A 19,663-nucleotide genomic window follows, 5' to 3' on the forward strand; every position below is an offset into this window, starting at 1 on the left:
GCATCTTGACGAACTCCTTCCGCCGATGAAATGGAACGCGTGGGGGGATCCCGCCGCGGCCAAGCCACTGTCCGAGGGCGTCCGGGCTTTGCTGAAGCAGGTTGTAGGCCTGGAAGACTCGACCGAGACCGAACTCGAACCCGACCAGGTGCGGCTGCGCCCGTGCGCCTTGTCCCAGGCGGATCAACACGCGCTGGCCAAGATCGTGGGCGCCGAGTTCTGCCGCACCGCCGACCGCGACCGGCTGCTGCACGCCGGCGGCAAGTCGACCCCCGACATGCTGCGGCGCAAGGATCGCGGAGTCCAGGATGCGCCCGACGCGGTGTTGCTGCCCGGCGGCCCCGGCGGCGAGGACGCCGTGGCCGCGATCCTGCGCTACTGCTCCGATCACGGCATCGCCATCGTCCCGTTCGGCGGCGGCACCAACGTCACCGGTGGGCTCGATCCCACCCGCGGTCGGTTCGGCGCCGTCGTGTCGCTGGATTTGCGGCGCTTCAATCAACTCCATTTCCTCGACGAGGTATCCGGCATCGCCGAGTTGGGGGCCGGCGTCACCGGCCCGGAGGCCGAACGGCTGCTCGGCGAGCACGGCTTCTCGCTCGGCCACTTCCCGCAGAGCTTCGAGTACGCCACCATCGGCGGGTTTGCCGCGACTCGGTCGTCGGGCCAGGACTCGGCGGGCTACGGCCGCTTCAACGACATGATTCTCGGGCTCCGGATGATCACTCCGGTCGGCGTGCTGGATCTGGGCCGGGTGGCCGCGTCGGCCGCGGGCCCGGACCTGCGCCAGCTGGCCATCGGCTCGGAAGGAGCCTTCGGAGTCATCACGAGAGTGCGGCTGCGGGTGCACCGGGTGCCCGAGACGACCCGGTATGAGGCGTGGTCGTTCCCCGACTTTGCCACCGGGGTCACGGCCCTGCGCGCCGTCACCCAAACCGGCACGGGACCCACCGTCATACGGCTTTCCGATGAGGCCGAGACCGGAGTCAACCTCGCCACCACCGAGGCGATCGGGGAAAGCCAGATCACCGGCGGCTGCCTGGGGATCACCTTGTTCGAGGGCACCAGGGAGCACGCCGAGAGCCGCCACGCCGAGACGCGGGCGCTGTTAGCCGCCCACGGCGGCAAGTCACTTGGCGAAGGGCCGGCGCAGGCCTGGGAGCGGGGCCGGTTCGCCGCGCCGTACCTGCGTGACTCCCTGCTGGCCGCGGGTGCCCTCTGCGAGACGCTGGAGACCGCCACCGACTGGTCCAACGTTCCCGCACTCAAGGCCGCCGTCACCGAGGCGCTCACCGCCTCGCTGGCCGAATCGGGCACACCGGCGCTGGTGATGTGCCACGTCTCGCACGTCTATCCCTCCGGCGCGTCGCTGTACTTCACTGTGGTCGCCGGGCAGCGCGGCAATCCGATCGATCAGTGGTTTGCCGCCAAGAAGGCCGCGTCGGACGCGATCATGGCCACCGGCGGCACCATCACCCACCACCACGCGGTCGGCGCTGACCACCGGCCCTGGATGCGCGACGAGGTGGGCGATCTGGGCGTGCAGCTGTTGCGTGCGGTCAAGGCGACGCTGGATCCCGCCGGAATCCTCAATCCCGGCAAGCTGATTCCGTGATGCCGCACGACCCCCTGGACTTCACGGCCGGGCAACTACGCCGGCGCGACATCGGCAAGGTGACCGCGCTGACCAATCCCGTCTCGGGGCACGGCGCCGCGGTCCGGGCCGCACACCTCGCGATCGCCCGGCTGCACCGTCGAGGCGTAGAGGTCGTCGAAATCATCGGCGACGACGCCGAAGACGCGCGCCATCTCGTCGCCGCGGCACTCGAGAAGGGCACCGACGCAGTCGTGGTCACCGGCGGCGACGGCGTGATCTCCAACGCGCTGCAAGTGCTGGCGGGCACCGACGTACCGCTGGGCATCATCCCGGCGGGAACCGGGAACGATCATGCTCGCGAATTCGGTATTCCCACAAAGGATCCCGAGGCTGCTGCGGACATCGTCATCGATGGCTGGACGGAAACCATTGACCTGGGCCGGATCCGCGATGACAAGGGTGTCAACAAGTGGTTCGGCACGGTGGCGGCAACCGGATTCGATTCCCTGGTGACCGATCGGGCCAATCGGATGCGCTGGCCGCACGGGCGGTCGCGCTACTACCTCGCGATGCTCGCGGAGCTGTCGCAGCTACGGCTATTGCCGTTTCGGTTGGTCCTCGACGAAACCCGGGAGATCGACGCCGATCTCACGCTGGTGGCCTTCGGCAATACCCGCAGCTATGGAGGCGGGCTGCTGATCTGTCCGAACGCCAATCACGCCGATGGCCTGCTCGACATCACCATGGCGCAATCGGATTCCCGGACCAAGCTGGTCCGCTTGTTCCCTACCATTTTCCAAGGCGCCCATGTCGAGCTTGACGAGGTGAGCACGGCGCGCGCCACATCAATCCACGTCGAGTGCCCCGGCATCAACGTCTACGCCGACGGCGACTTCGCGTGCCCACTGCCCGCCGAGATCTCCGCGGTCCCAGCGGCGCTGCAGATTTTGCGTCCCCAACGTTGATGTCCGGTTTTCGCGGGGCCGCGCTTGCCGCCTTGGCGGCTGCATCCCTCAGGGCCCCACGTTGTCGGCCACGTAGTGGAACGCGACCATCGGGGGGCTGTGATCCGACAGCGGCTCCCCCTTGGAATTGAAGAACTTCGGCGCCTCGTTGGAGTAGTCGGTCGCCTGCAACGTCACTCCCTGGCCGCTGCGATAAAAGATCTTGTCGAGCAGCTCGCACTGGTTGCCCACCATGCACGTGGGCGCATTGAGCGGTGTGACGCCGCCGTACTCCAACTGCACCCAGGCGTCGGTGAGTCCGGTGGCATTGGCAAAATCGGTGACGATGCCCCCGGGTTCCGAGTACCGGGCGTTGAAGTCACCCGTGACGATGACCGCGCGGCCGGCGGAGTTCTGCAGGATGTAGTTGGCGATCTGCCCAAGGTTGGACTTGGTGAACACCCCACCGCCGGTGTTCGTGTGCAAGTTGTAGAGGTCGATCGTTTCACCCCCCGGAAGCTGCAGCTGGCTGTAGCTGAAGCCTTTCGGGGTGAGGCAGTTGTCGGCGCTGCACTCCCACCAGGTCTGCCGGTCGAGCCTCTTCACCTTGAACTCCGAGAGGGTGTTGAGCCCGTCGGAGAAGGGCACACCGATGGGCCACAGCAAGGTGGGCGGCTCGGGCGGTGTTTGGCTCGGCATCTTGGATTTCTTGATGAGGAAATCGTGGTAGGCGAAGTCCTCCTGGACGTTGGCGACGTAGTAATTGTTGAGCCGCTGCCCGATCTGCTTGGTGTACAAGAAGCGCGGGAGAATCGCGCTGGACAGTGGGAAGGGCAACCCGGCGATGTTGTACGTCAACATGCTGAAGTCACCGCTGATCGTCGTGGTCGGCGTCGCACCGACGAAGACGGTGACGGTGGCGACATCGTCGTGCCCATGAAACGGCCCCAAGTATCCCGCCAAGCCGTGCACGTGGAGGCTGGTGTCATCGCTGACGGCGACGGTGAAGGTGTCGCTGCCGACGAAGGCCGGATCGGCCGTATAGGTGAAGCTGGCGGTCCGTTGGTCGATCGACACCACGCCGTGCTGGGGTCCACCGGGTGTGCCGCGCTGGCGCACCGCGAAGGTCATCCTGTTGCCGTCCGGGTCAAAGGCGTTGAACGGAACCGGGCCGACGGTGCCGCCCTGGGGGACGCTGACCTGTTGCGGGGTCGCGACGGGGGTGCGGTTTTCGATGATGGGCACCAGCCCGTTGCGCACCGACGCCAGAAAGTCGATCACGGCATTGAGCAAGTCGTCTGGGATGCTGCCGGGGTCGACCGGCTGCGCGCTGGCCCCCGGCAGGCCCGCGGCGGGCATCGCCGCCGGCGCGGTGTCAGGCCCACCCGGCGACGGGGACACGTCCGCCCACGGATCGCCGGTCGAGGAGCCCGGATCCGTCGGTGCGCCATAGCCGATCGCGTGCGTTGTCGCCATCACCATGACAACCGCTAGCGCCCCAACCTGGCTGATACGCCTGGCGTAACCCATGGATTCTCCTCATGCATCCACTAGCGAAAGTGGTTGACATACGCGGTTGATGTTCGGAGTCGCGAGCCCCGATAACGGTTTGGTGGCGTCACCTGGAAAGGGCGGTATTGAGTTCGGGGTGTGCAACCTAACGGGTGAAACGTGGAGCGAAGTTTGCCGGGTCGTCAGAGCGGTTGTCAATACCGATCTTTGGGTTCGAAGGTCCCAATCGGCCTCGTCGCGGGGTTCGACCACCTTCGCGGTTTCGAAGGTCGCGCCCGACGCGGACAAGACTGCGTGGCACTCGATCCGGTTGAGTGCCAACGTGATTGCCGCGGCTCGGTACCCTGATCTATGTTGGTCGTGAAATCACTTGCACTGGTAGGTAGTTGAGTTAGCCGGATCGTGCCCGGCGCCTAGCCGGCCCGATCACAGTGGTGAGCAATGGATTTCGGCCGACGAATAGGTGAGTCGGTATGCGTTCGGTCGCGTTGTCGAGTTCGTTGGTCGACGTACGTCTTCGACTTATGTTGTGACGGAAAAGTATTGGTGTCGTGATGAAAAAGTACCTGTGGCGTGACGGAAATGTGCCTGTGGCGTGATGGAAATGTAGTCGTCGGTGAACTGTCCCGGCTATGGCGCGCAGACTAGCCAACACCCCGGCTGAGCCAGGTCACTTCACCGGCGTCGCCGCCGTCGCGATAGACCTCGAGCGCCTCGTCCCACGCCGTCCCCAGCACCGAGTCCAGCTCGGCGGCCAATGTGTCGGCCCCTTGGGCCATCATCGCCCGCAGCCGCATCTCCCCGACCATGATGTCGCCGTTGGCGCTCATAGCGCCGCTCCACAGGCCCAGCTGCGGGGTGTGGCTGAACCGTTGGCCGTCCACTCCTGGGCTGGGATCCTCGGTGACCTCGAACCGCAGCACCGACCAGGAGCGCAGCGCGTTGGCCAGCCGGGCGCCGGTGCCCACCGGTCCGACCCAGTTGGTGACCGCGCGCAACTGACCGGGCATGGCCGGTTGCGGCGTCCATACCAAGTTCGCCTTGGCCTGCAGGGTCGACGACAACGCCCACTCGACATGCGGGCACACCGCCGCGGGCGACGCGTGGACATACACCACGCCGGTCGTCACGTCGGCAAATTGGTTCGACGCGCGCATCTGCTGCTCCTTCGGTTCCACGAGGGACGTCTTCCCCAACGACCTGGTGAATCCGATAAGCAGGACGCTCGCATCAAGTTGTGTGTCGTGCGTGTCTATTGTGCCTTGTGAGACCCCTGTTGCGCTAGTGTGCATTTTTCTCGGCGAGCACCGCGTCGGATAGCACCGGCCAGGTGTCCACCGCCCACTCACCGAAATCGCGGTCCGTGAGGACCACCAGCGCCAGATCCGCCTCGGGATCGGCCCAGATGAAACCGCCCGATTGGCCGAAATGGCCGTATGTCCGCGCCGAGTTGCGGGTGCCCGTCCAGTGCGGCGATTTCGAATCCCTGATCTCGAAGCCCAATCCCCAATCGTTGGGCCGCTGGACGCCGTATCCGGGCAACACACCGTCCAGGCCGGGGAATTGCACGGCCGTCGCGTCGGCGTGCATCTGAGCCGAGACCGCCGACGGGCGCAGCAGGTCACCGGCGAAAACCGCGAGGTCCGCGACCGTCGACGTTGCGCCGAACCCGGCCGCCCAGGTGCCACCGTCCAGTCGCGTTGCCGCCATACCCAGCGGCCCAAACACCGCCTCGGCTACATAGCGGTCGAACTCGATTCCCGATTCCTGCTGCAGGGTCTCGGCCAGCACGGTAAACCCGTAGTTCGAGTACATCCGGCGGGTGCCGGGCCGGGCCAGCACGTGCTCCGAGTGCATCGCCAGGCCCGAAGCATGCGCCAGCAGGTGACGGATCGTCGAGCCAGGCGGACCGGCCGCGGTGTCAAGATCGACGACCCCTTCCTCGATGGCGATCTGCACGGCGCGGGCCACCAGCGGCTTGGTCACGGAGGCCAGCACGAACTCCCGGGCGGTGTCACCATGGGTGGCCAGCACTCCGGTGGGTCCAATCACCGCGGCGGCGACATTGGCCACCGGCCAATCGGCGAGGGGGTCAAGAGCGTCGAAGGCGGCCATCGGGTCGGGCGCGTCACTTCCTGGCGATGTAGTAGTTGTTGATCGGGTCCGACTCGATCTCGGCCACCACCACGTCGTCGAACCCGGCGTCGGCGAGCATCGAGGTGGCCAGCTGCCGGCCCCACACCGTTCCCAGACCGGCACCGTCCAGGGCCAGTGACACTGTCATGCAGTGCATCATCGAAGTCGTGTAGAGATAGGTGCTCATCGGGACGCCGACGTTGTCTTCCAGTCGGCTCGACGCCTTGATGTCGACCATCAGCAGCACGCCGCCGGGTCGCAAGGCGCGATAGATGTTCTCCAGCACGCGCGCCGGCTGCGCCTGATCGTGGATGGCGTCGAACGCGGTGATGACGTCAAAGGTCGCGACTTTGCCCAGCTCGGTCAGGTTGTGGCTCTCGAAGGTCGCGTTCGTCAGCCCGAGGCGGGCCGCCTCCTCGGTTCCGGTCGCGATGGCCTCGTCGGAAAAGTCGATGCCGGTGAACCGGCTCGCCGGGAACTCCCGCGCCATCAGGTTGATCGCATGACCGCTGCCGCAACCGAAGTCGGCCACGTCGGCGCCCGACCGCAAAAGCTCGGGCAGGCCGTCGACCAACGGCAGCACCACATCAATGAGCGCGTCATCGAACACCACGCCACTCATCTCGGCCATCAGCGCGTGGAAGCGGGGAAATTCGCTGTAGGGCAGCCCGCCACCGGCACGAAAACAGCCGATGATCTTCTGTTCCACCTCGCTGAGCAGCGGAATGAACTGGGCCACCACTGCGAGGTTGTCCGCCCCGGCCGCGCGGGTCAGCACGGCCGCACGATGGGCGGGCAGCGAGTAGGTCTCGCGCGCGGCGTCGTAGTCGACGACCTGCCCGGTGGTCATCCCGCCCAGCCATTCCCGCACGTAGCGTTCGTTGAGGCCCGCCGCGTCGGCGATCTCGGTGCTGGTCGACGGCGGTAGCCCGGCCATCGTGTCCAGCAGGCCGGTCTGATGTCCGACGCTCACCAGGATCGCCAGGCTGGCGCCGTCGATGGCCGCAATAACCCGCTCGGTGAATGCCTCAGTGGTTTCGGCGGTGGTTTCGGGTGCTCCGCTCATGCTCGCCGACGCTACACCGGGCCTTTCGACCGCCGAGCCTGCGTACAGGGCTGCCAATTCGCCGGGATGGGCGATCTCGGTGCAGGTTCGGTGCCACTGACGCAGGCTCGATGCCAACAGTAGGTTGGACGCCATGAGCCAGACAGTGCGCGGCGTGATTTCACGACAAAGGGGCGAACCCGTCGATCTGGTGGACATCGTCGTCCCGGACCCCGGCCCCGGCGAGGCCGTCGTCGACGTCATCGCCTGCGGGGTGTGCCACACCGACCTGACCTACCGCGAGGGCGGCATCACCGACGAGTATCCATTCCTGCTCGGCCACGAGGCCGCGGGCACTGTCGAATCGGTCGGGCCGGGTGTGACCGCCGTCGAGCCCGGCGATTTCGTGATCCTGAACTGGCGCGCCGTGTGCGGCCAGTGCCGGGCCTGCAAACGCGGCCGGCCGCGCTACTGCTTCGACACCTTCAACGCGGAGCAGAAGATGACGCTGACCGACGGCACCGAGCTGACGCCGGCATTGGGCATCGGGGCGTTTGCCGACAAGACGCTCGTGCACTCCGGTCAGTGCACCAAGATCGATCCCGCCGCCGATCCGGCGGTCGCCGGCCTGCTGGGCTGCGGGGTGATGGCCGGCCTGGGGGCCGCGGTCAATACCGGCGCGGTCGGCCGCGACGACACCGTCGCGGTGATCGGCTGCGGCGGGGTGGGCGATGCCGCGATCGCCGGAGCCGCGCTGGTGGGCGCCAAGCGGATCATCGCGGTCGACACCGACAACACGAAACTGGACTGGGCCCGCCAGTTTGGCGCCACCCACACGGTCAACGCCCGCGAGTGCGACGTCGTCAAGACCATCCAGCACCTCACCGGGGGCTTCGGCGCCGACGTAGTGATCGACGCCGTCGGCCGGCCCGAAACCTACAAGCAGGCCTTCTACGCCCGCGACCTGGCCGGAACCGTTGTGCTGGTGGGCGTCCCCACACCCGAGATGCGCCTGGACATGCCGCTGGTGGACTTCTTCTCCCACGGCGGCTCGCTGAAATCCTCGTGGTACGGCGATTGCCTGCCCGAACGCGACTTCCCCACCCTGATCGACCTCTACCTGCAGGGCCGTCTGCCGCTGGACAAGTTCGTCTCCGAGCGCATCGGGCTCGACGGCGTCGAGGAGGCGTTCCACAAGATGCACGACGGCAAGGTGCTGCGCTCGGTGGTGATGTTGTGATGGTCACCATCGAGCGCATCATCACCCACGGCGCCTTCGAACTCGACGGTGGCAGTTGGGAAGTCGACAACAACATCGGGCTCGTCGGCGACGACTCCGACGTCGTGGTTTTCGACGCCGCCCACGACGCCGCCCCGATCCTGGCCGCCGTCAATGGCCCCAATGTGGTCGCGATGGTGTGCACGCACGGCCACAACGATCACGTGACGGTGACTCCCGAACTGGACCCGGGCACGGACTTTCGTGCGGTTTCCGACGAAGACACGTTGCGCGTCGCGGGGACGGAGTTGCAGGCGCTGCACACCCCGCGCCACTCCCCCGGATCGGTGTGCCGGTATGCCCCGGAGCTGAGCGCGGTGTTCATGGCGCGAGGGCATTGAAGCCGCGCGCGAGCGCGCGCAAAATGTCGGCCGTAACGGCATGTCGGTGCACAAACACGCGCTCGCCGCGGGCGACAGTCACCGCCCGTCCAGGATCTGCCGTTTCTCCGCCTGAAACTCCGCTTCGGTCAATGCCCCCGAATCCCGCAGCGCCGCAAGCGTTTTGATCCGCTCCAGCCGAACACCTTCGTCTGTGGGTTCACGGGCCGCTCCCGGTGTCACCGGTAAGTACGGCTCGGTCACTATTGCCGACGCCGCCTTCCGCCTCGGGCGAGCCATCCACCAGATCGACAACGCCAAATCGATCAGGCCGACAACGAACAAGGCAACGAACACCCACACCAGGTAGCCGTAGGAACTCCCGTGGCCGAACGCCAGTCGCGGGTTGATGTATCCGCTGACCTGGCCGTCCGTCGTGATGTGGTAGGTACCCTCGGCGGGAATCCGAACCACCCACACCTGCACATGCGCGTCATTGTTGACCGTCGTTGTGCTACCGATGCTTTGCGTCACGACCGGTTGCGGCACGCCGTCAGGCGGGGTGATCGTAACCCCGAGCGGCGGTACCGGCAGGCCGCCGCCGTTGGGACCACCGATGATCACGGTGTGCAGGCTGGCCCTGACTTCGCCGGCCGGTAACTGCAGGCTGGCCGATCCCGGGATGGGTACTTCGCCGTAGGCGTTGTACTTGTCCAGGAAAAATGCATTGAGCACCACTGTGGTGATGAAGCCGACCACCGAGACCACCACTATCGCGATGGCGGCGGCCAGCGAAAGCTTGGCGAGCCGTGCGCTACTCATCCACGCAGTCTGTCACGCGGGCGAATCGACGACGACGGAACACCGCAACCGCGCCGGCGCCGCCCAGCACCACAAACGCCGTCACCAGCACCCAGTCCCCAAGCCGTTGGTACGGGGTGCTGGTCGACCCCAAGGGCACGTTGACCACGACCACCCCCCGGAATTTCGATGGGCACCACGCCAACCGGCGGCCCCGGGCGTCGTACGCCGAGCTGTCGCCGGATAAACCGGCGTGCACCGCCGGGCGGCCCACCTCGACGGCATGCACCGCGGGCTGGCTGGCCAACTGCGGCTGCGCCCAACTTCCTTGAAACGTCGACGTGGAACTTTGATACACCAATAACTCGGCGCCGAGCTCGACCTCACGGCGGGCCAGGTCGGAGAAGGTCGCCTCGTAGCTGACCAACGGTCCGATATCCAGCGAGCCCGCGTGCAGCACCACCGGCCCGGTACCCCGCTGCCGGTCGGTGGCGGCGGCCTTGCTGTGGCGGGTAATCCAACCCAAAAGCGGCCGCAGGGGCACGTATTCGCCGAACGGCACCAGCCGTGTCTTGTGGTAGCTGCCCAAGATTCCGTGCTCGCCGACGAGCGCCGCCGACTTGTAGATTCCCCCGTCGGGCGCAAGCGCGTCGACGTTTACCAGCAGGTCGGCACCGACCCGCCGGGACAACTCCGCAAGGCGGGCCAACACCTCCGGGTGGCTGGCGACGTCTTGACCCACGCTGCTTTCGCCCCACACCACCAAGTCCGGCCGCTGGCCCGCGAGCGTTGCGGTGAGTGCTTCGCCGGCCGCCTCGCGCGCCCCCGAGTCGGCGATGTCGCCGGTCTGCACCAGCGCCACCCGCACGGCCGTATCGCCGGCAGGGGTGGGACCCAGCAGATACCAGGCCGGGCCAAGTCCCGCGCAGGCCAGCACGCAGCCGAGCGCGACGAGTCGACCGGCGGCGTCGCGATGCAGGATCATGCCGGCGATCGCCGTATTTGCCCCGGCCAGAACAAAACTCGTCAACCACACCCCGCCCAGTGCGGCCGAGGCCAGCGTGACGGGCTGGTTCCATTGCGACGCGCCCAGCGAGGCCCATGGACCGCCCAGCGAGGGCAGGGACCGCACGCCTTCGGCGGCCACCCACGCGCCGGGCAAAACCACCACCGCGGCAGCCGTGCGGCCGACGCTGACCGGCGCCGACAGCAGCCGGTGCGCGAGCCACCCCCACGGCAGCCACAGCGCGCCCAGTCCCATGGCCAGCGCCGCTAGCGTCGGGCCGATGCTGGTCACCAGCCAGTACTGCGTGGTCAGTACGAACGCGCTCAAGCCCCACCAACCCCGGATGGCGCCCTGCCAAGGGGTCGGCGCGGCCCGCACCACCAAAAGCAAGGGAACCAATCCGAACCACGCCAGCCACCACCACGAAGGCGCGGGGAATGCCAGCGCGGGGAGCGCGCCCGCGGCCAACGCCACAACCCAACCGCGGATGCGAGCCATGACGATCAGAATGCCGGATTCGCTGACGGCGAGGAAAAGGGCAGACTAGGTCCCATCGGGGTCCGAACAACCGAAAAAGGAGTGATACCCATGGCCAACGATCTCGTCGCCACTGTGCCTGATCTGTCCGGGAAGCTGGTGATCATCACTGGAGCCAACAGCGGTCTGGGGTTCGGGCTGGCCCGGCGGCTGTCCGCGGCCGGCGCCGACGTCGTCATGGCGATCCGCAATCGCGCCAAGGGTGAGGCGGCGATCAACGAAATCCGCGCCACGGTTCCCGACGCCAAGCTGACCATCAAGGCCCTCGACTTGTCGTCACTGGCCTCCGTCGCCGCGTTGGGCGAGCAGCTCAGCGCCGAGGGCCGGCCGATCGACATCCTGATCAACAACGCCGGCGTCATGACGCCGCCGGAGCGCGACACCACCGCTGACGGCTTCGAATTGCAATTCGGCAGCAACCATCTCGGGCACTTCGCGCTGACCGGGCACGTATTGCCGCTGTTGCGCGCGGCCAACGGCGCGCGGGTGGTCTCGCTGAGCAGCCTCGCGGCTCGCCAAAGCGGCAAAATCCACTTCGACGACCTGCAGTTCGAGAAGTCGTATGCCCCGATGGCGGCCTACGGCCAGTCGAAGCTGGCGGTGTTGATGTTCGCCCGCGAGTTGGACCGCCGCAGCCGCGCGGCGGGCTGGGGAATCGTGTCCAATGCCGCGCACCCCGGCTTGACCAAGACCAACCTGCAGATCACCGGACCATCGCATGGCCGGGCAAAGCCCGCGCTGATGGAGCGGTTGTACAAGGCGTCCTGGCGTTTCACGCCGTTCCTGTGGCAGGAGATCGACGAGGGAATTCTGCCCGCGCTGTACGCGGCCGCCACACCGCACGCCGAGGGCGGCGCCTTCTACGGGCCCCGCGGCTTCTTCGAGGCCGCCGGCGGCGGGGTAGCGATGGCCAAGGTGCCCAAAAACGCCCGTAACGAGGCTGACAGCCAACGACTTTGGGAGGTTTCTGAGCGCCTCACCGGTGTCAGCTATCCCAGCGCGACCTGACGTGGAGCCGGGATCCCCGGGACCGGCGGTATCCCGGGGATGGGTTGGCTGATCCCGGGGATGCGCGGAATGTCGGGAATCGCCGGGATTGGCGGCACCGGCGGCGGATTCGGCGGTGTCGGTGCCTGCTGGGTCACCGGTGGCTGAGTCGTTGCCGGCGGCTGTGTGGTCGCCGGCGGGGCCGTGGTCGTCGGCGGCGGGGTATCCGTCGTCGTCGGCGCAGTCGTCGGCACGGGCGGGGTCGTCGTGTCCGTCGCCGCGGGCGGCGGCGCCGTGTCCGTCGTCGCGGGCGGCGGCGGGGGTGGCGGCTGCTGCGGCGGCGCGCTCGCCGGCGCCTGCGTTTCCGGGGCCGGACTCGCCGATGACGGGGCCGGCGCCGGAGAACCCGCAGCGGGTGTGGTGCTCACACCCGGCGACGGCGACGGGGATGGTGCTGCCGGCTTGCTTGCGGAGTCCAATCCGATCGCCACCGCGATACCCACCAGCAGCACCGCAACGGCCGTAGAGATGACGATCACCGCCGGCAAGCGATACCAGGGCAGCACCGCCGCCGTGGGCTCCGGAGCGGGGCGTGCATCACGGTCGAAGGTGAGCTGCGGCCGAGCTTCGCCCGTGTCGATCGGCATGATGCCCGACTCGTCGCCAGCCTCCGACCAGGCCAGCGCGGGTTGCAAGGCAGACACCGGCGCGTCGGCCTCGACGTCCGGGTTGGCGGATCCTTGCGCGGCCGCAGCCACGGGCGCCAGCTGCGTCGCCGTGGCCGACGCGGCCGGGGTCAACACCGTCGCACTCGTATCACCCGGGCCGCGCGCAGCCCGCAGCGCGCCGCCGATCGCCGCCGTCAGTTGCGGACGGGGCGTCGTGACGACCGGTACCCGAAAGTGTCCGGACAGCCTCGTGGTGACCTCCGGGATGCTGGCCCCACCGCCCACCGAAACGATCGCGGCGAGCGCCGCCCCGTGGATTCCGTTGCGCCCCATGGTTTGTTCCAGAAGCCCGACCACGCCGTCCAGCGAATCGCGGATCACGTCCTCGAGTTCGTTCCTGGTCAGCCGGATATCCCCGCGGATTCCGGGCAACCCCGGCAATTCGTCGATCAACGTGGTCACCGTGCTCGACGACAGCTGCTCCTTCGCCGTCCGGCAGCCGAGGCGCAACCGGGTCAGCGAGCCGATCGCCGACGTGCCCGACGGGTCGAACGAACCCGTGCGCGCCAATTCGGACATGACGTGGGTCAACAGCGCCTGGTCGATCAGGTCACCGGAGAAGTCGTGGTGGCGCACGGTCGGGGTGACAGGTTGATATTCGGCGGCGGCGTCGACCAATGTGATGCTGGTCCCGCTGCCACCGAAGTCGCACACCGCGACGATCCCGCGCGCCGGTATGCCCGGGTTGGCCCGCACCGCGATCAGCGTCGCGGCAGCGTCAGGGATCAGCGACAGCGGCCGGGCCCCGGTCGACCATTCCGGCACCCGGCCCAGCGCGACGCCGAGCGCGTCGACCACAGCGGGTCCCCAGTGGGCGGGGTGGGTCACCACGACCGCTTCGGGCAGGGCGCGGCCGCCGGTGGCGGCATAGGCGAGCGCACGCAACCCGTCGGCCACGAGCGCCTCGCCGCGGTGCATCGAGCCGTCGGCCGCCACGATTCCGACGGGGTCCCCCACCCGGTCCACGAAGTCGCCGACCACCAGCCCGGGCTCGTCCAGCCTCGGGTTCTCCGACGGCACCCCGACCTCGGGCGGACGGCGCCCATACAGCGTCAGCACGGGCTTGCGGGTAATGGCGTGGTCGGCGGTTACGGCCGCCAGGTTGGTGGCACCGATCGACAGGCCCAGCGCGGGCCTAGCTCCTTCTGCCATCTGGTCCAATCCCCATGTGTGGCGACATGCCCCACACCCGCCTACCCGAAATGTTGCCGGTTGTACCTATAGCCGTTCTAGGCGCCGGCTATGCGTGAGCTGTATAACGACATTGCCTCACCGGATCGTGCCCGCGCCGGGAATCAGCGGCAGGTCGAGCGCGGTAACCCAGCCCGGCGCCAACTCGTTGACCGCGGGGACCGCGTTGAGCGCCCGCATGCCGGTCGCCAGGCACCCGGCCGTTGCCGCGTCCCGGCCCGAGCCGTCGGTGAACCGGAACGCGGTTTCCTGAAAGATGCTCGGCGTCCCCTCGATGTCCACCCGGTAGACGTCGTCGTCGTGGCCAGATGGCCAGTCGGGCGCGGCGTCGCACCCGATGCGGTTGACGTGCTCGAGCGCTATCCGCGTTTCGCCCCGGTAGATCCCGTTGATGGTGAACCGAACGGCGGCCACGCGGCCGGGCAAGATGGCGCCCTTCGCCGAGTGACGCTCGGTGGGAGTCACCCATTTTTCCCAGGTCGTGGTGATCTGGTCGAGCATGATGCCGGCGGCGTGGGCGATCATCGGGACGGTGGCGCCCCACGCGAAGATCAACACGTCGCGGTTTTCCAGCATCGGGCTGAACTCCGGCTCGCGGCCGATGCCCATTTCCTTCTCGTAGTCGCCCTCGTAGTTGGTGTAGTCCAGCAGCTCGGACGCGCGCACTCGCCGAACCTCGGAACACAGCCCCATCAGCGTCATGGGAAACAGGTCGTTGGCGAATCCCGGGTCGATGCCGGTGGTGAAGCAGGACGCCTCCCCCAGCTCGCAGGCCTCGGTGATGGGCTGGATCCACTGCGGCGGGTTCAGGTGCATCGTCGGCCAGATCCACGGCGTCATGGCGGTCGAACAGACGTCGATGCCGGCCCGCAGGAACCGCGTGATCAGCGAGATGTTGGCGGTGGCGTGCATTGCGGTCGGGCCGTAGTGCACCAGAGCGTCGGGCCTGAGCGCGATGAGGGCGTCCACGTCGTCGGTGGCGGTGATGCCCACCGGTTCGGGCAACCCGCAGATGTCTCCGACGTCGCGGCCGAGCTTGTCGGGGTTGCTGACGCCGACACCCACCAACTCGAACAGCGGATGCTTGACGACCTCGGGGATCACCATCCTGCCCACGAACCCGGTGCCCCAGACCACCACACGCTTTGCACCGCGCTCCGACATCGGCCGCCTTTCACCTGGAGTACGGCTTCACCATAGAGCGTGGGCCCGGGGCGACATCTAGTGGTGTGACCCGTGCCAGCGGTATCCGTGCCACCTCCGTTGAGCGCCTGGCGATTCGTCACCATATTCGGCACGATCAGCCTGCTCCGCATCCCGAGTCGTACGAGAGCCGCTTACCGACCCGGCCGATTCTTCGACGCCGCAACGCTGGGCGCTGCCGACGAAGTTCTGGCTGTACTGCGGGTTTACCGCGGTCACCATGACGGGCTTCGCCACGTTCGGGTTGCTGACGCCCGCCGCGGTGCCGGTGATCTACGCGGCGGCGATGACCGCGGATGCGTTGTCAGCCCTGGCTGCCGGCCGGACCAACGACCGGTTTGGCGCGAAAACCATTGCCGCACTACCGATTCTGTCAACCATGGTCGCGCTGTTAGCCTTCAGCGGCAAGGTGGCGATGGTGGTTGTGGGCGCGCTGCTCAGGGGCCGCGGCGGTCGGAATACAGGAGTCCACCCTGCGCGCGGCGGTCGCCGATCTGGTCACGGCCCCGCGGCGAGCCGGCGTTTACGGTGTGTTCGCCGCCGGATTGGGAGCGGCCACAGGAGGCGGCCGAGCCCTCATCGGCTGGCTGTACGACATCTCCATCGGCACGCTCGTCGTGGTCGTGATCGCGATTCAGCTGGTGGCCTTGGCCGCGATGCTTGCGATCCGGCTGCCTCGCGCCGGCCAATCAAAGAGCCCGAAAGGCTTCCGTGGGGCGCCTCGGTGATGACACCATGAGGACCATGACCAGTCTTTTCGTAGCCGAGCCACCGAAGATGAAGCATCCCAGCGGACCGTCGATCCTGCTCGCTGCCGGTATGGGGTTCGTGGCCATCTGCGGTGTTGGTGTCGGTGTTGCACGGGCAACGGGCGAACCTCAGGTCCGCTACGAGGTGAGCGGCAGCTCGCCGGTCGCCGATTAGCTCTCCTACCAGACGGCCGCCGGCCAGCAGCAAGAGGCAAACGTCAAGCTGCCATGGTCGACGCAATTCACAGGTTTCAGCGGCCAAGTGTTCGTGCTCAGCGCACAGGGTCAGGGCACGATGACCTGCCGGATCCTGATCAACGGCAATGTGGTGAAGGACGCGACAGCCACGGGGACGCCCGCAAGGACCGCCTGTTCGCTCTGAACTGGGCCGAGCAGACGCAAAAGCACCCCAAAAGACCACTTTTGGGGCTCTTTTGCGTCTGCTCGCACGGAACTCGGCCGCCAGCGGGTCTAGGCTCGCGAGTGGTACCCCTTCAAGGGCGAAGCGGGACATAGGAGCATCCACATGGACCTCAAGACGGGCCTAAGGCCGCGGGTAAACGGAACGCCACCGCCGGACGTTCCGCTCGCCGATATTCATCTCGACTCGCTGGACTTCTGGGACCTCGACGACGACATCCGCGACGGCGCCTTCGCCACCCTGCGCCGCGAAGCGCCGATCTCGTTCTGGCCCGCGCTCGAATTGCCCGGGTTCACCGCCGGCAACGGGCATTGGGCGCTGACCACGCACGACGATGTCTTCTATGCCAGCCGTCATCCCGAGATTTTCAGCTCCAGCCCCAACATCACCATCAACGACCAGACCCCGGAGCTGGCCGAGTACTTCGGCTCGATGATCGTGCTCGACGATCCGCGACACCAGCGGCTGCGCTCGATTGTCAGCAGGGCGTTCACTCCGAAGGTCGTCGCCCGCATCGAGGCGTCGGTGCGCGAGCGGGCCCACCGGCTGGTGGCATCGATGATCGCCAATCATCCTGACGGGCAAGCCGACCTGGTCAGCGAACTCGCCGGGCCACTGCCGTTGCAGATCATCTGCGACATGATGGGGGTTCCCGAGGAGGACCATCAGCGCGTATTCCATTGGACCAACGTGATTCTCGGGTTCGGCGACCCCGATCTGGCGACCGACTTCGAGGAGTTCATTCAGGTTTCGACGGATATCGGTGCCTACGCCACCGCGCTGGCCGACGACCGTCGCGCCAACCATCACGACGATCTGACCACGAGCCTGGTGGAAGCCGACGTCGACGGCGAGCGGCTGACATCGTCGGAAATCGCAATGTTTTTCATCCTGCTGGTGGTGGCCGGTAACGAGACGACGCGCAATGCGATCAGCCACGGCCTGCTGGCGCTGTCGCGCTATCCCGAGGAACGCGAGAAGTGGTGGTCGGACTTCGACCGCGTGTCGCCCACCGCGGTCGAGGAGATCGTCCGGTGGGCCTCTCCTGTGGTCTATATGCGCCGCACCCTGACCCGGGATATCGAGCTGCGCGGCACCAAGATGGCAGCCGGCGACAAGGTCTCACTGTGGTATTGCTCGGCCAACCGTGATGAGTCAAAGTTTGCCGATCCGTGGATGTTTGATGTCACCCGCGATCCCAACCCGCACGTGGGCTTCGGCGGCGGAGGCGTCCATTTCTGCCTAGGTGCGAACCTGGCTCGTCGTGAGATCAAGGTCGCGTTCGACGAGTTGCGCCGCGAGATGCCCGATGTCGTCGCCACCGAGGAGCCCGCGCGGTTACTTTCCCAATTCATTCACGGCATCAAGCGACTGCCGGTCGCCTGGACTTGATCTGCTGAGAAGACGCAAAAGTGCCCGAACACCCTGCGTTTCAGGGGCTTTCACGTCTCTTCGCCGTTGAGTGTTCGTCCGAGACCCCGTAGACGAACAACACTCGCGGGTAGGCCGCAAACCATTCGGGTGGCTGCGGTACTCGTGCAACACAAGAAGCGTTGTCGTCCAGCCACTTCAGCGCACAACGATAGTTGCCAATGCTCGCCGGCCGGAACGGATAGCGGTGATACCGCGCGAACAACTCCACGTGCACGCGCAGGATTAGCTTGCCAAAACGCCCGGCCGGCATGTCCTCGAACACGATGATCGTGCGGCGTGCTACGGTAGCTGTCAAGGTGTTTGAGACAGCGTCTCACTATGTGGACACTATTTTCGGTTGTGGGGTCGGTGGGTTGATCCATGCCGCGGTCGGTAGTTTCGGGGCTGTGGTGGGCTGCTAAACCGGTTGGGGTTGGCGGCGTAGGCATCGGCCATGACCCGGGCTCGTTTGGCCTGGATGTCGGCGGCGGTGCCGAAGTACACCGACGCCGGTGTGTGCAGGCCGAGCGCGGAATGGCGGTGCTCGTGGCGCAGGTAGTCGAAGAAGTCTTTGCACCAGGTGCGGGCGTGCTCGATCGAGTCGAACCGTTCGGGAAAATCGTTGCGGTACTTCAGCGTTTTGAACTGGGATTCGCTGAACGGGTTGTCGTTTGACACCCGTGGGCGCGAGTGGCTGCGCGCCACGCCGAGGTCGATTAGCAGCTGGGCGACGTTCTTCGACGTCATCGCCGAACCCCGGTCGGCGTGGATCGCGCCGGGCCGCCCGTGTAGCGCGGTCAGCTCGGCCATCCAGTCCTGGGCGATGTCGGCGTCCTCGTGGTACTCGACGCGCCAGCCGACGGGGTAGCGGCTGAAGATGTCCAGCATCACGTAGAGCTGGTAGAACTCGCCGCGCACCGGTCCCGCCAATTTGGTGATGTCCCAGGACCACACGTCGTTGGGTTGGTGGGCGACCAGCTCGGGTTTGACCCGCGGCGGGTGTGTGGCTACCCGCCGCCGTTCGCGGGTCATGTTGTGCGTGCGCAGGATCCGGTACATCGTGGACTGCGAGCACAGGTAGACGCCCTCGTCGAGCAGCTCGGCCCACACTTGGGCGACCGCCTTGTCGGCGAAGCGCGGCTGGCACAACACCGTAAGGATCTGCGTGCGCTCGGCCGCGTCGAGCGCATTGGGCGGCGGTCCGCTCGGCCCGGGTTTGCGGCGTGGACCGGCAGGGCGGTTGCGCTGCCGATACAGGCTCGCGCGCGGCTTGCCCAGCAGCGCGCACGCCTTCGCGGTCGAGGTCAGCCGCTCCACCTCGGGCAGCAACTGTGCGATCACTTCTTCGACCCGGGCCGCGTGCCCGTGCTCTCGGAGAGCGTCTCCAAGAGCGCGTGTGCTTTTCCCACCAGATCCAACGCGGCCCTCGTGCGTTCAAGCTCGGCCTCGGCCCGTTCGGCCCGCTTCCGTAGCCGTTCGATCTCGGCCTGGTCGCGGTCCTTACCACGACCGCCTGACCGGGCCAGCCCGTCCAACGCGCCCGCGTCGCGCGCTCGGCGCCACTCCACGATGTGCGATGAGTACAGGCCCTCACGCCGAAGCAGCGCACCCCGCGCACCCGGCTCGGTCAACGCGTCGTACTCGGCCACAATGGCCGCCTTGTACTCCGGGGTGAAGTTGCGCCGCCGGGGACGATCCGCCCGCGGACCCTGGGCCGAATCGGTTCCCACGCCTTCATCATCGGCGCTACCCTTCCGGACCTCAGCCAAAGTCGCCGTCATTGTTCGTTGCAAT

18 protein-coding genes and 2 pseudogenes are annotated in these 19,663 nt (G+C 67.0%); 9 read left to right on the forward strand and 11 right to left on the reverse strand.

The annotated features are described in order from the left end of the window. Positions 1-25 precede the first annotated feature (25 nt). Positions 26-1,615 carry an FAD-binding oxidoreductase gene (locus tag G6N24_RS11025; protein WP_085161923.1) on the forward strand — a complete coding sequence of 530 codons (1,590 nt, stop codon included), beginning with the start codon at positions 26-28 and terminating at the stop codon, positions 1,613-1,615. Further along, the gene (locus G6N24_RS11030) at positions 1,615-2,562 is read left to right on the forward strand and encodes a diacylglycerol kinase (protein WP_085161922.1); all 948 of its coding nucleotides are present in this window, start codon (positions 1,615-1,617) and stop codon (positions 2,560-2,562) included. The genes G6N24_RS11025 and G6N24_RS11030 overlap by 1 nt, the downstream gene beginning before the upstream one ends. 48 nt (positions 2,563-2,610) lie before the next feature. On the opposite strand, the gene G6N24_RS11035 is transcribed toward G6N24_RS11030, so the two are convergent. The 4 genes from G6N24_RS11035 to G6N24_RS11050 form a co-directional block, all read right to left on the reverse strand. Beyond that, positions 2,611-4,071, reverse strand: coding sequence for an Ig-like domain-containing protein (locus G6N24_RS11035; protein WP_085161816.1), 1,461 nt, complete (start codon positions 4,069-4,071; stop codon positions 2,611-2,613). Between the two features lie 626 nt (positions 4,072-4,697). Next, positions 4,698-5,210: a DUF3145 domain-containing protein gene (locus G6N24_RS11040; RefSeq protein WP_085161921.1), complete on the reverse strand. Its 513-nt coding sequence runs from the start codon at positions 5,208-5,210 to the stop codon at positions 4,698-4,700. 124 nt (positions 5,211-5,334) lie between these two features. Beyond that, positions 5,335-6,168, reverse strand: a complete 834-nt coding sequence (locus tag G6N24_RS11045; RefSeq protein ID WP_085161815.1) for a serine hydrolase domain-containing protein — start codon at positions 6,166-6,168, stop codon at positions 5,335-5,337. A 13-nt stretch (positions 6,169-6,181) separates the two neighbouring features. Next, positions 6,182-7,255 carry a class I SAM-dependent methyltransferase gene (locus G6N24_RS11050; RefSeq protein ID WP_085161920.1) on the reverse strand — a complete coding sequence of 358 codons (1,074 nt, stop codon included), beginning with the start codon at positions 7,253-7,255 and terminating at the stop codon, positions 6,182-6,184. A 133-nt stretch (positions 7,256-7,388) separates the two neighbouring features. Between G6N24_RS11050 and G6N24_RS11055 the strand changes: the two genes are divergently transcribed. Further along, positions 7,389-8,474 carry an S-(hydroxymethyl)mycothiol dehydrogenase gene (locus G6N24_RS11055; protein ID WP_085161814.1) on the forward strand — a complete coding sequence of 362 codons (1,086 nt, stop codon included), beginning with the start codon at positions 7,389-7,391 and terminating at the stop codon, positions 8,472-8,474. Continuing rightward, positions 8,474-8,824 (forward strand): annotated as a pseudogene (locus G6N24_RS11060) (MBL fold metallo-hydrolase); the annotation flags it as partial. The gene G6N24_RS11055 and the pseudogene G6N24_RS11060, both read left to right, overlap by 1 nt. Positions 8,825-8,932: 108 nt before the next feature. On the opposite strand, the gene G6N24_RS11065 reads toward G6N24_RS11060, so the two are convergent. Beyond that, a complete protein-coding gene (locus G6N24_RS11065; protein WP_085161813.1) occupies positions 8,933-9,655 on the reverse strand; it encodes an SHOCT domain-containing protein in 723 nt (240 codons plus the stop codon). Beyond that, the gene (gene lnt / locus G6N24_RS11070) at positions 9,648-11,138 is read right to left on the reverse strand and encodes an apolipoprotein N-acyltransferase (RefSeq protein WP_085161812.1); all 1,491 of its coding nucleotides are present in this window, start codon (positions 11,136-11,138) and stop codon (positions 9,648-9,650) included. Before lnt ends, G6N24_RS11065 begins: the two co-directional genes overlap by 8 nt. Positions 11,139-11,228: 90 nt before the next feature. On the opposite strand from lnt, the gene G6N24_RS11075 reads away from it, so the two are divergent. Continuing rightward, positions 11,229-12,185, forward strand: coding sequence for an SDR family oxidoreductase (locus G6N24_RS11075; RefSeq protein WP_085161811.1), 957 nt, complete (start codon positions 11,229-11,231; stop codon positions 12,183-12,185). Here G6N24_RS11075 and G6N24_RS11080 read toward each other — a convergent pair. Together G6N24_RS11080 and G6N24_RS11085 are read right to left on the reverse strand one after the other, a co-directional pair. Beyond that, positions 12,167-14,044, reverse strand: a complete 1,878-nt coding sequence (locus tag G6N24_RS11080; RefSeq protein WP_085161810.1) for an Hsp70 family protein — start codon at positions 14,042-14,044, stop codon at positions 12,167-12,169. The genes G6N24_RS11075 and G6N24_RS11080 overlap by 19 nt on opposite strands. Positions 14,045-14,161: 117 nt before the next feature. Next, positions 14,162-15,247: an NAD(P)H-dependent amine dehydrogenase family protein gene (locus tag G6N24_RS11085; protein WP_085161809.1), complete on the reverse strand. Its 1,086-nt coding sequence runs from the start codon at positions 15,245-15,247 to the stop codon at positions 14,162-14,164. A gap of 146 nt (positions 15,248-15,393) precedes the next feature. Between G6N24_RS11085 and G6N24_RS11090 the strand changes: the two are divergent. From G6N24_RS11090 to G6N24_RS11100, 4 genes and pseudogenes are all read left to right on the forward strand, one after another. After that, positions 15,394-16,014 (forward strand): annotated as a pseudogene (locus tag G6N24_RS11090) (MFS transporter); the annotation flags it as partial. A gap of 16 nt (positions 16,015-16,030) precedes the next feature. After that, positions 16,031-16,210: a hypothetical protein gene (locus G6N24_RS24480; protein ID WP_232070752.1), complete on the forward strand. Its 180-nt coding sequence runs from the start codon at positions 16,031-16,033 to the stop codon at positions 16,208-16,210. A 48-nt stretch (positions 16,211-16,258) separates the two neighbouring features. After that, positions 16,259-16,417, forward strand: a complete 159-nt coding sequence (locus G6N24_RS24485; protein WP_232070795.1) for an MmpS family transport accessory protein — start codon at positions 16,259-16,261, stop codon at positions 16,415-16,417. 144 nt (positions 16,418-16,561) lie between these two features. Continuing rightward, positions 16,562-17,848 carry a cytochrome P450 gene (locus G6N24_RS11100; protein ID WP_085161807.1) on the forward strand — a complete coding sequence of 429 codons (1,287 nt, stop codon included), beginning with the start codon at positions 16,562-16,564 and terminating at the stop codon, positions 17,846-17,848. A 40-nt stretch (positions 17,849-17,888) separates the two neighbouring features. Here G6N24_RS11100 and G6N24_RS11105 read toward each other — a convergent pair whose 3' ends face one another. Genes G6N24_RS11105 through G6N24_RS23905 form a run of 3 tightly spaced genes read right to left on the reverse strand, consistent with a single transcriptional unit; the run spans position 17,889 to position 19,650 of the window. Further along, the gene (locus G6N24_RS11105) at positions 17,889-18,185 is read right to left on the reverse strand and encodes a hypothetical protein (protein ID WP_139822495.1); all 297 of its coding nucleotides are present in this window, start codon (positions 18,183-18,185) and stop codon (positions 17,889-17,891) included. Positions 18,186-18,217: 32 nt separating this feature from the next. After that, positions 18,218-19,210: an IS3 family transposase gene (locus G6N24_RS11110; protein WP_232070753.1), complete on the reverse strand. Its 993-nt coding sequence runs from the start codon at positions 19,208-19,210 to the stop codon at positions 18,218-18,220. Next, on the reverse strand, positions 19,207-19,650 hold the full coding sequence (locus tag G6N24_RS23905; RefSeq protein WP_179963428.1) for a transposase: 444 nt from the start codon (positions 19,648-19,650) through the stop codon (positions 19,207-19,209). The genes G6N24_RS11110 and G6N24_RS23905 overlap by 4 nt, the downstream gene beginning before the upstream one ends. Positions 19,651-19,663: the final 13 nt, after the last annotated feature.

Source organism: Mycobacterium lacus, assembly GCF_010731535.1.
GTDB classification, from domain to species: domain Bacteria; phylum Actinomycetota; class Actinomycetes; order Mycobacteriales; family Mycobacteriaceae; genus Mycobacterium; species Mycobacterium lacus.

Bases quoted from the DNA above. Each gene is read 5' to 3' on its own strand.
- G6N24_RS11025 (WP_085161923.1), top strand. From the start codon at position 26: ATGAAATGGAACGCGTGGGGGGATCCCGCCGCGGCCAAGCCACTGTCC.
- G6N24_RS11030 (WP_085161922.1), top strand. From the start codon at position 1,615: ATGCCGCACGACCCCCTGGACTTCACGGCCGGGCAACTACGCCGGCGC.
- G6N24_RS11035 (WP_085161816.1), bottom strand. From the start codon at position 4,071: ATGGGTTACGCCAGGCGTATCAGCCAGGTTGGGGCGCTAGCGGTTGTC.
- G6N24_RS11040 (WP_085161921.1), bottom strand. From the start codon at position 5,210: ATGCGCGCGTCGAACCAATTTGCCGACGTGACGACCGGCGTGGTGTAT.
- G6N24_RS11045 (WP_085161815.1), bottom strand. From the start codon at position 6,168: ATGGCCGCCTTCGACGCTCTTGACCCCCTCGCCGATTGGCCGGTGGCC.
- G6N24_RS11050 (WP_085161920.1), bottom strand. From the start codon at position 7,255: ATGAGCGGAGCACCCGAAACCACCGCCGAAACCACTGAGGCATTCACC.
- G6N24_RS11055 (WP_085161814.1), top strand. From the start codon at position 7,389: ATGAGCCAGACAGTGCGCGGCGTGATTTCACGACAAAGGGGCGAACCC.
- G6N24_RS11065 (WP_085161813.1), bottom strand. From the start codon at position 9,655: ATGAGTAGCGCACGGCTCGCCAAGCTTTCGCTGGCCGCCGCCATCGCG.
- lnt (WP_085161812.1), bottom strand. From the start codon at position 11,138: ATGGCTCGCATCCGCGGTTGGGTTGTGGCGTTGGCCGCGGGCGCGCTC.
- G6N24_RS11075 (WP_085161811.1), top strand. From the start codon at position 11,229: ATGGCCAACGATCTCGTCGCCACTGTGCCTGATCTGTCCGGGAAGCTG.
- G6N24_RS11080 (WP_085161810.1), bottom strand. From the start codon at position 14,044: ATGGCAGAAGGAGCTAGGCCCGCGCTGGGCCTGTCGATCGGTGCCACC.
- G6N24_RS11085 (WP_085161809.1), bottom strand. From the start codon at position 15,247: ATGTCGGAGCGCGGTGCAAAGCGTGTGGTGGTCTGGGGCACCGGGTTC.
- G6N24_RS24480 (WP_232070752.1), top strand. From the start codon at position 16,031: ATGACCAGTCTTTTCGTAGCCGAGCCACCGAAGATGAAGCATCCCAGC.
- G6N24_RS11100 (WP_085161807.1), top strand. From the start codon at position 16,562: ATGGACCTCAAGACGGGCCTAAGGCCGCGGGTAAACGGAACGCCACCG.
- G6N24_RS23905 (WP_179963428.1), bottom strand. From the start codon at position 19,650: ATGACGGCGACTTTGGCTGAGGTCCGGAAGGGTAGCGCCGATGATGAA.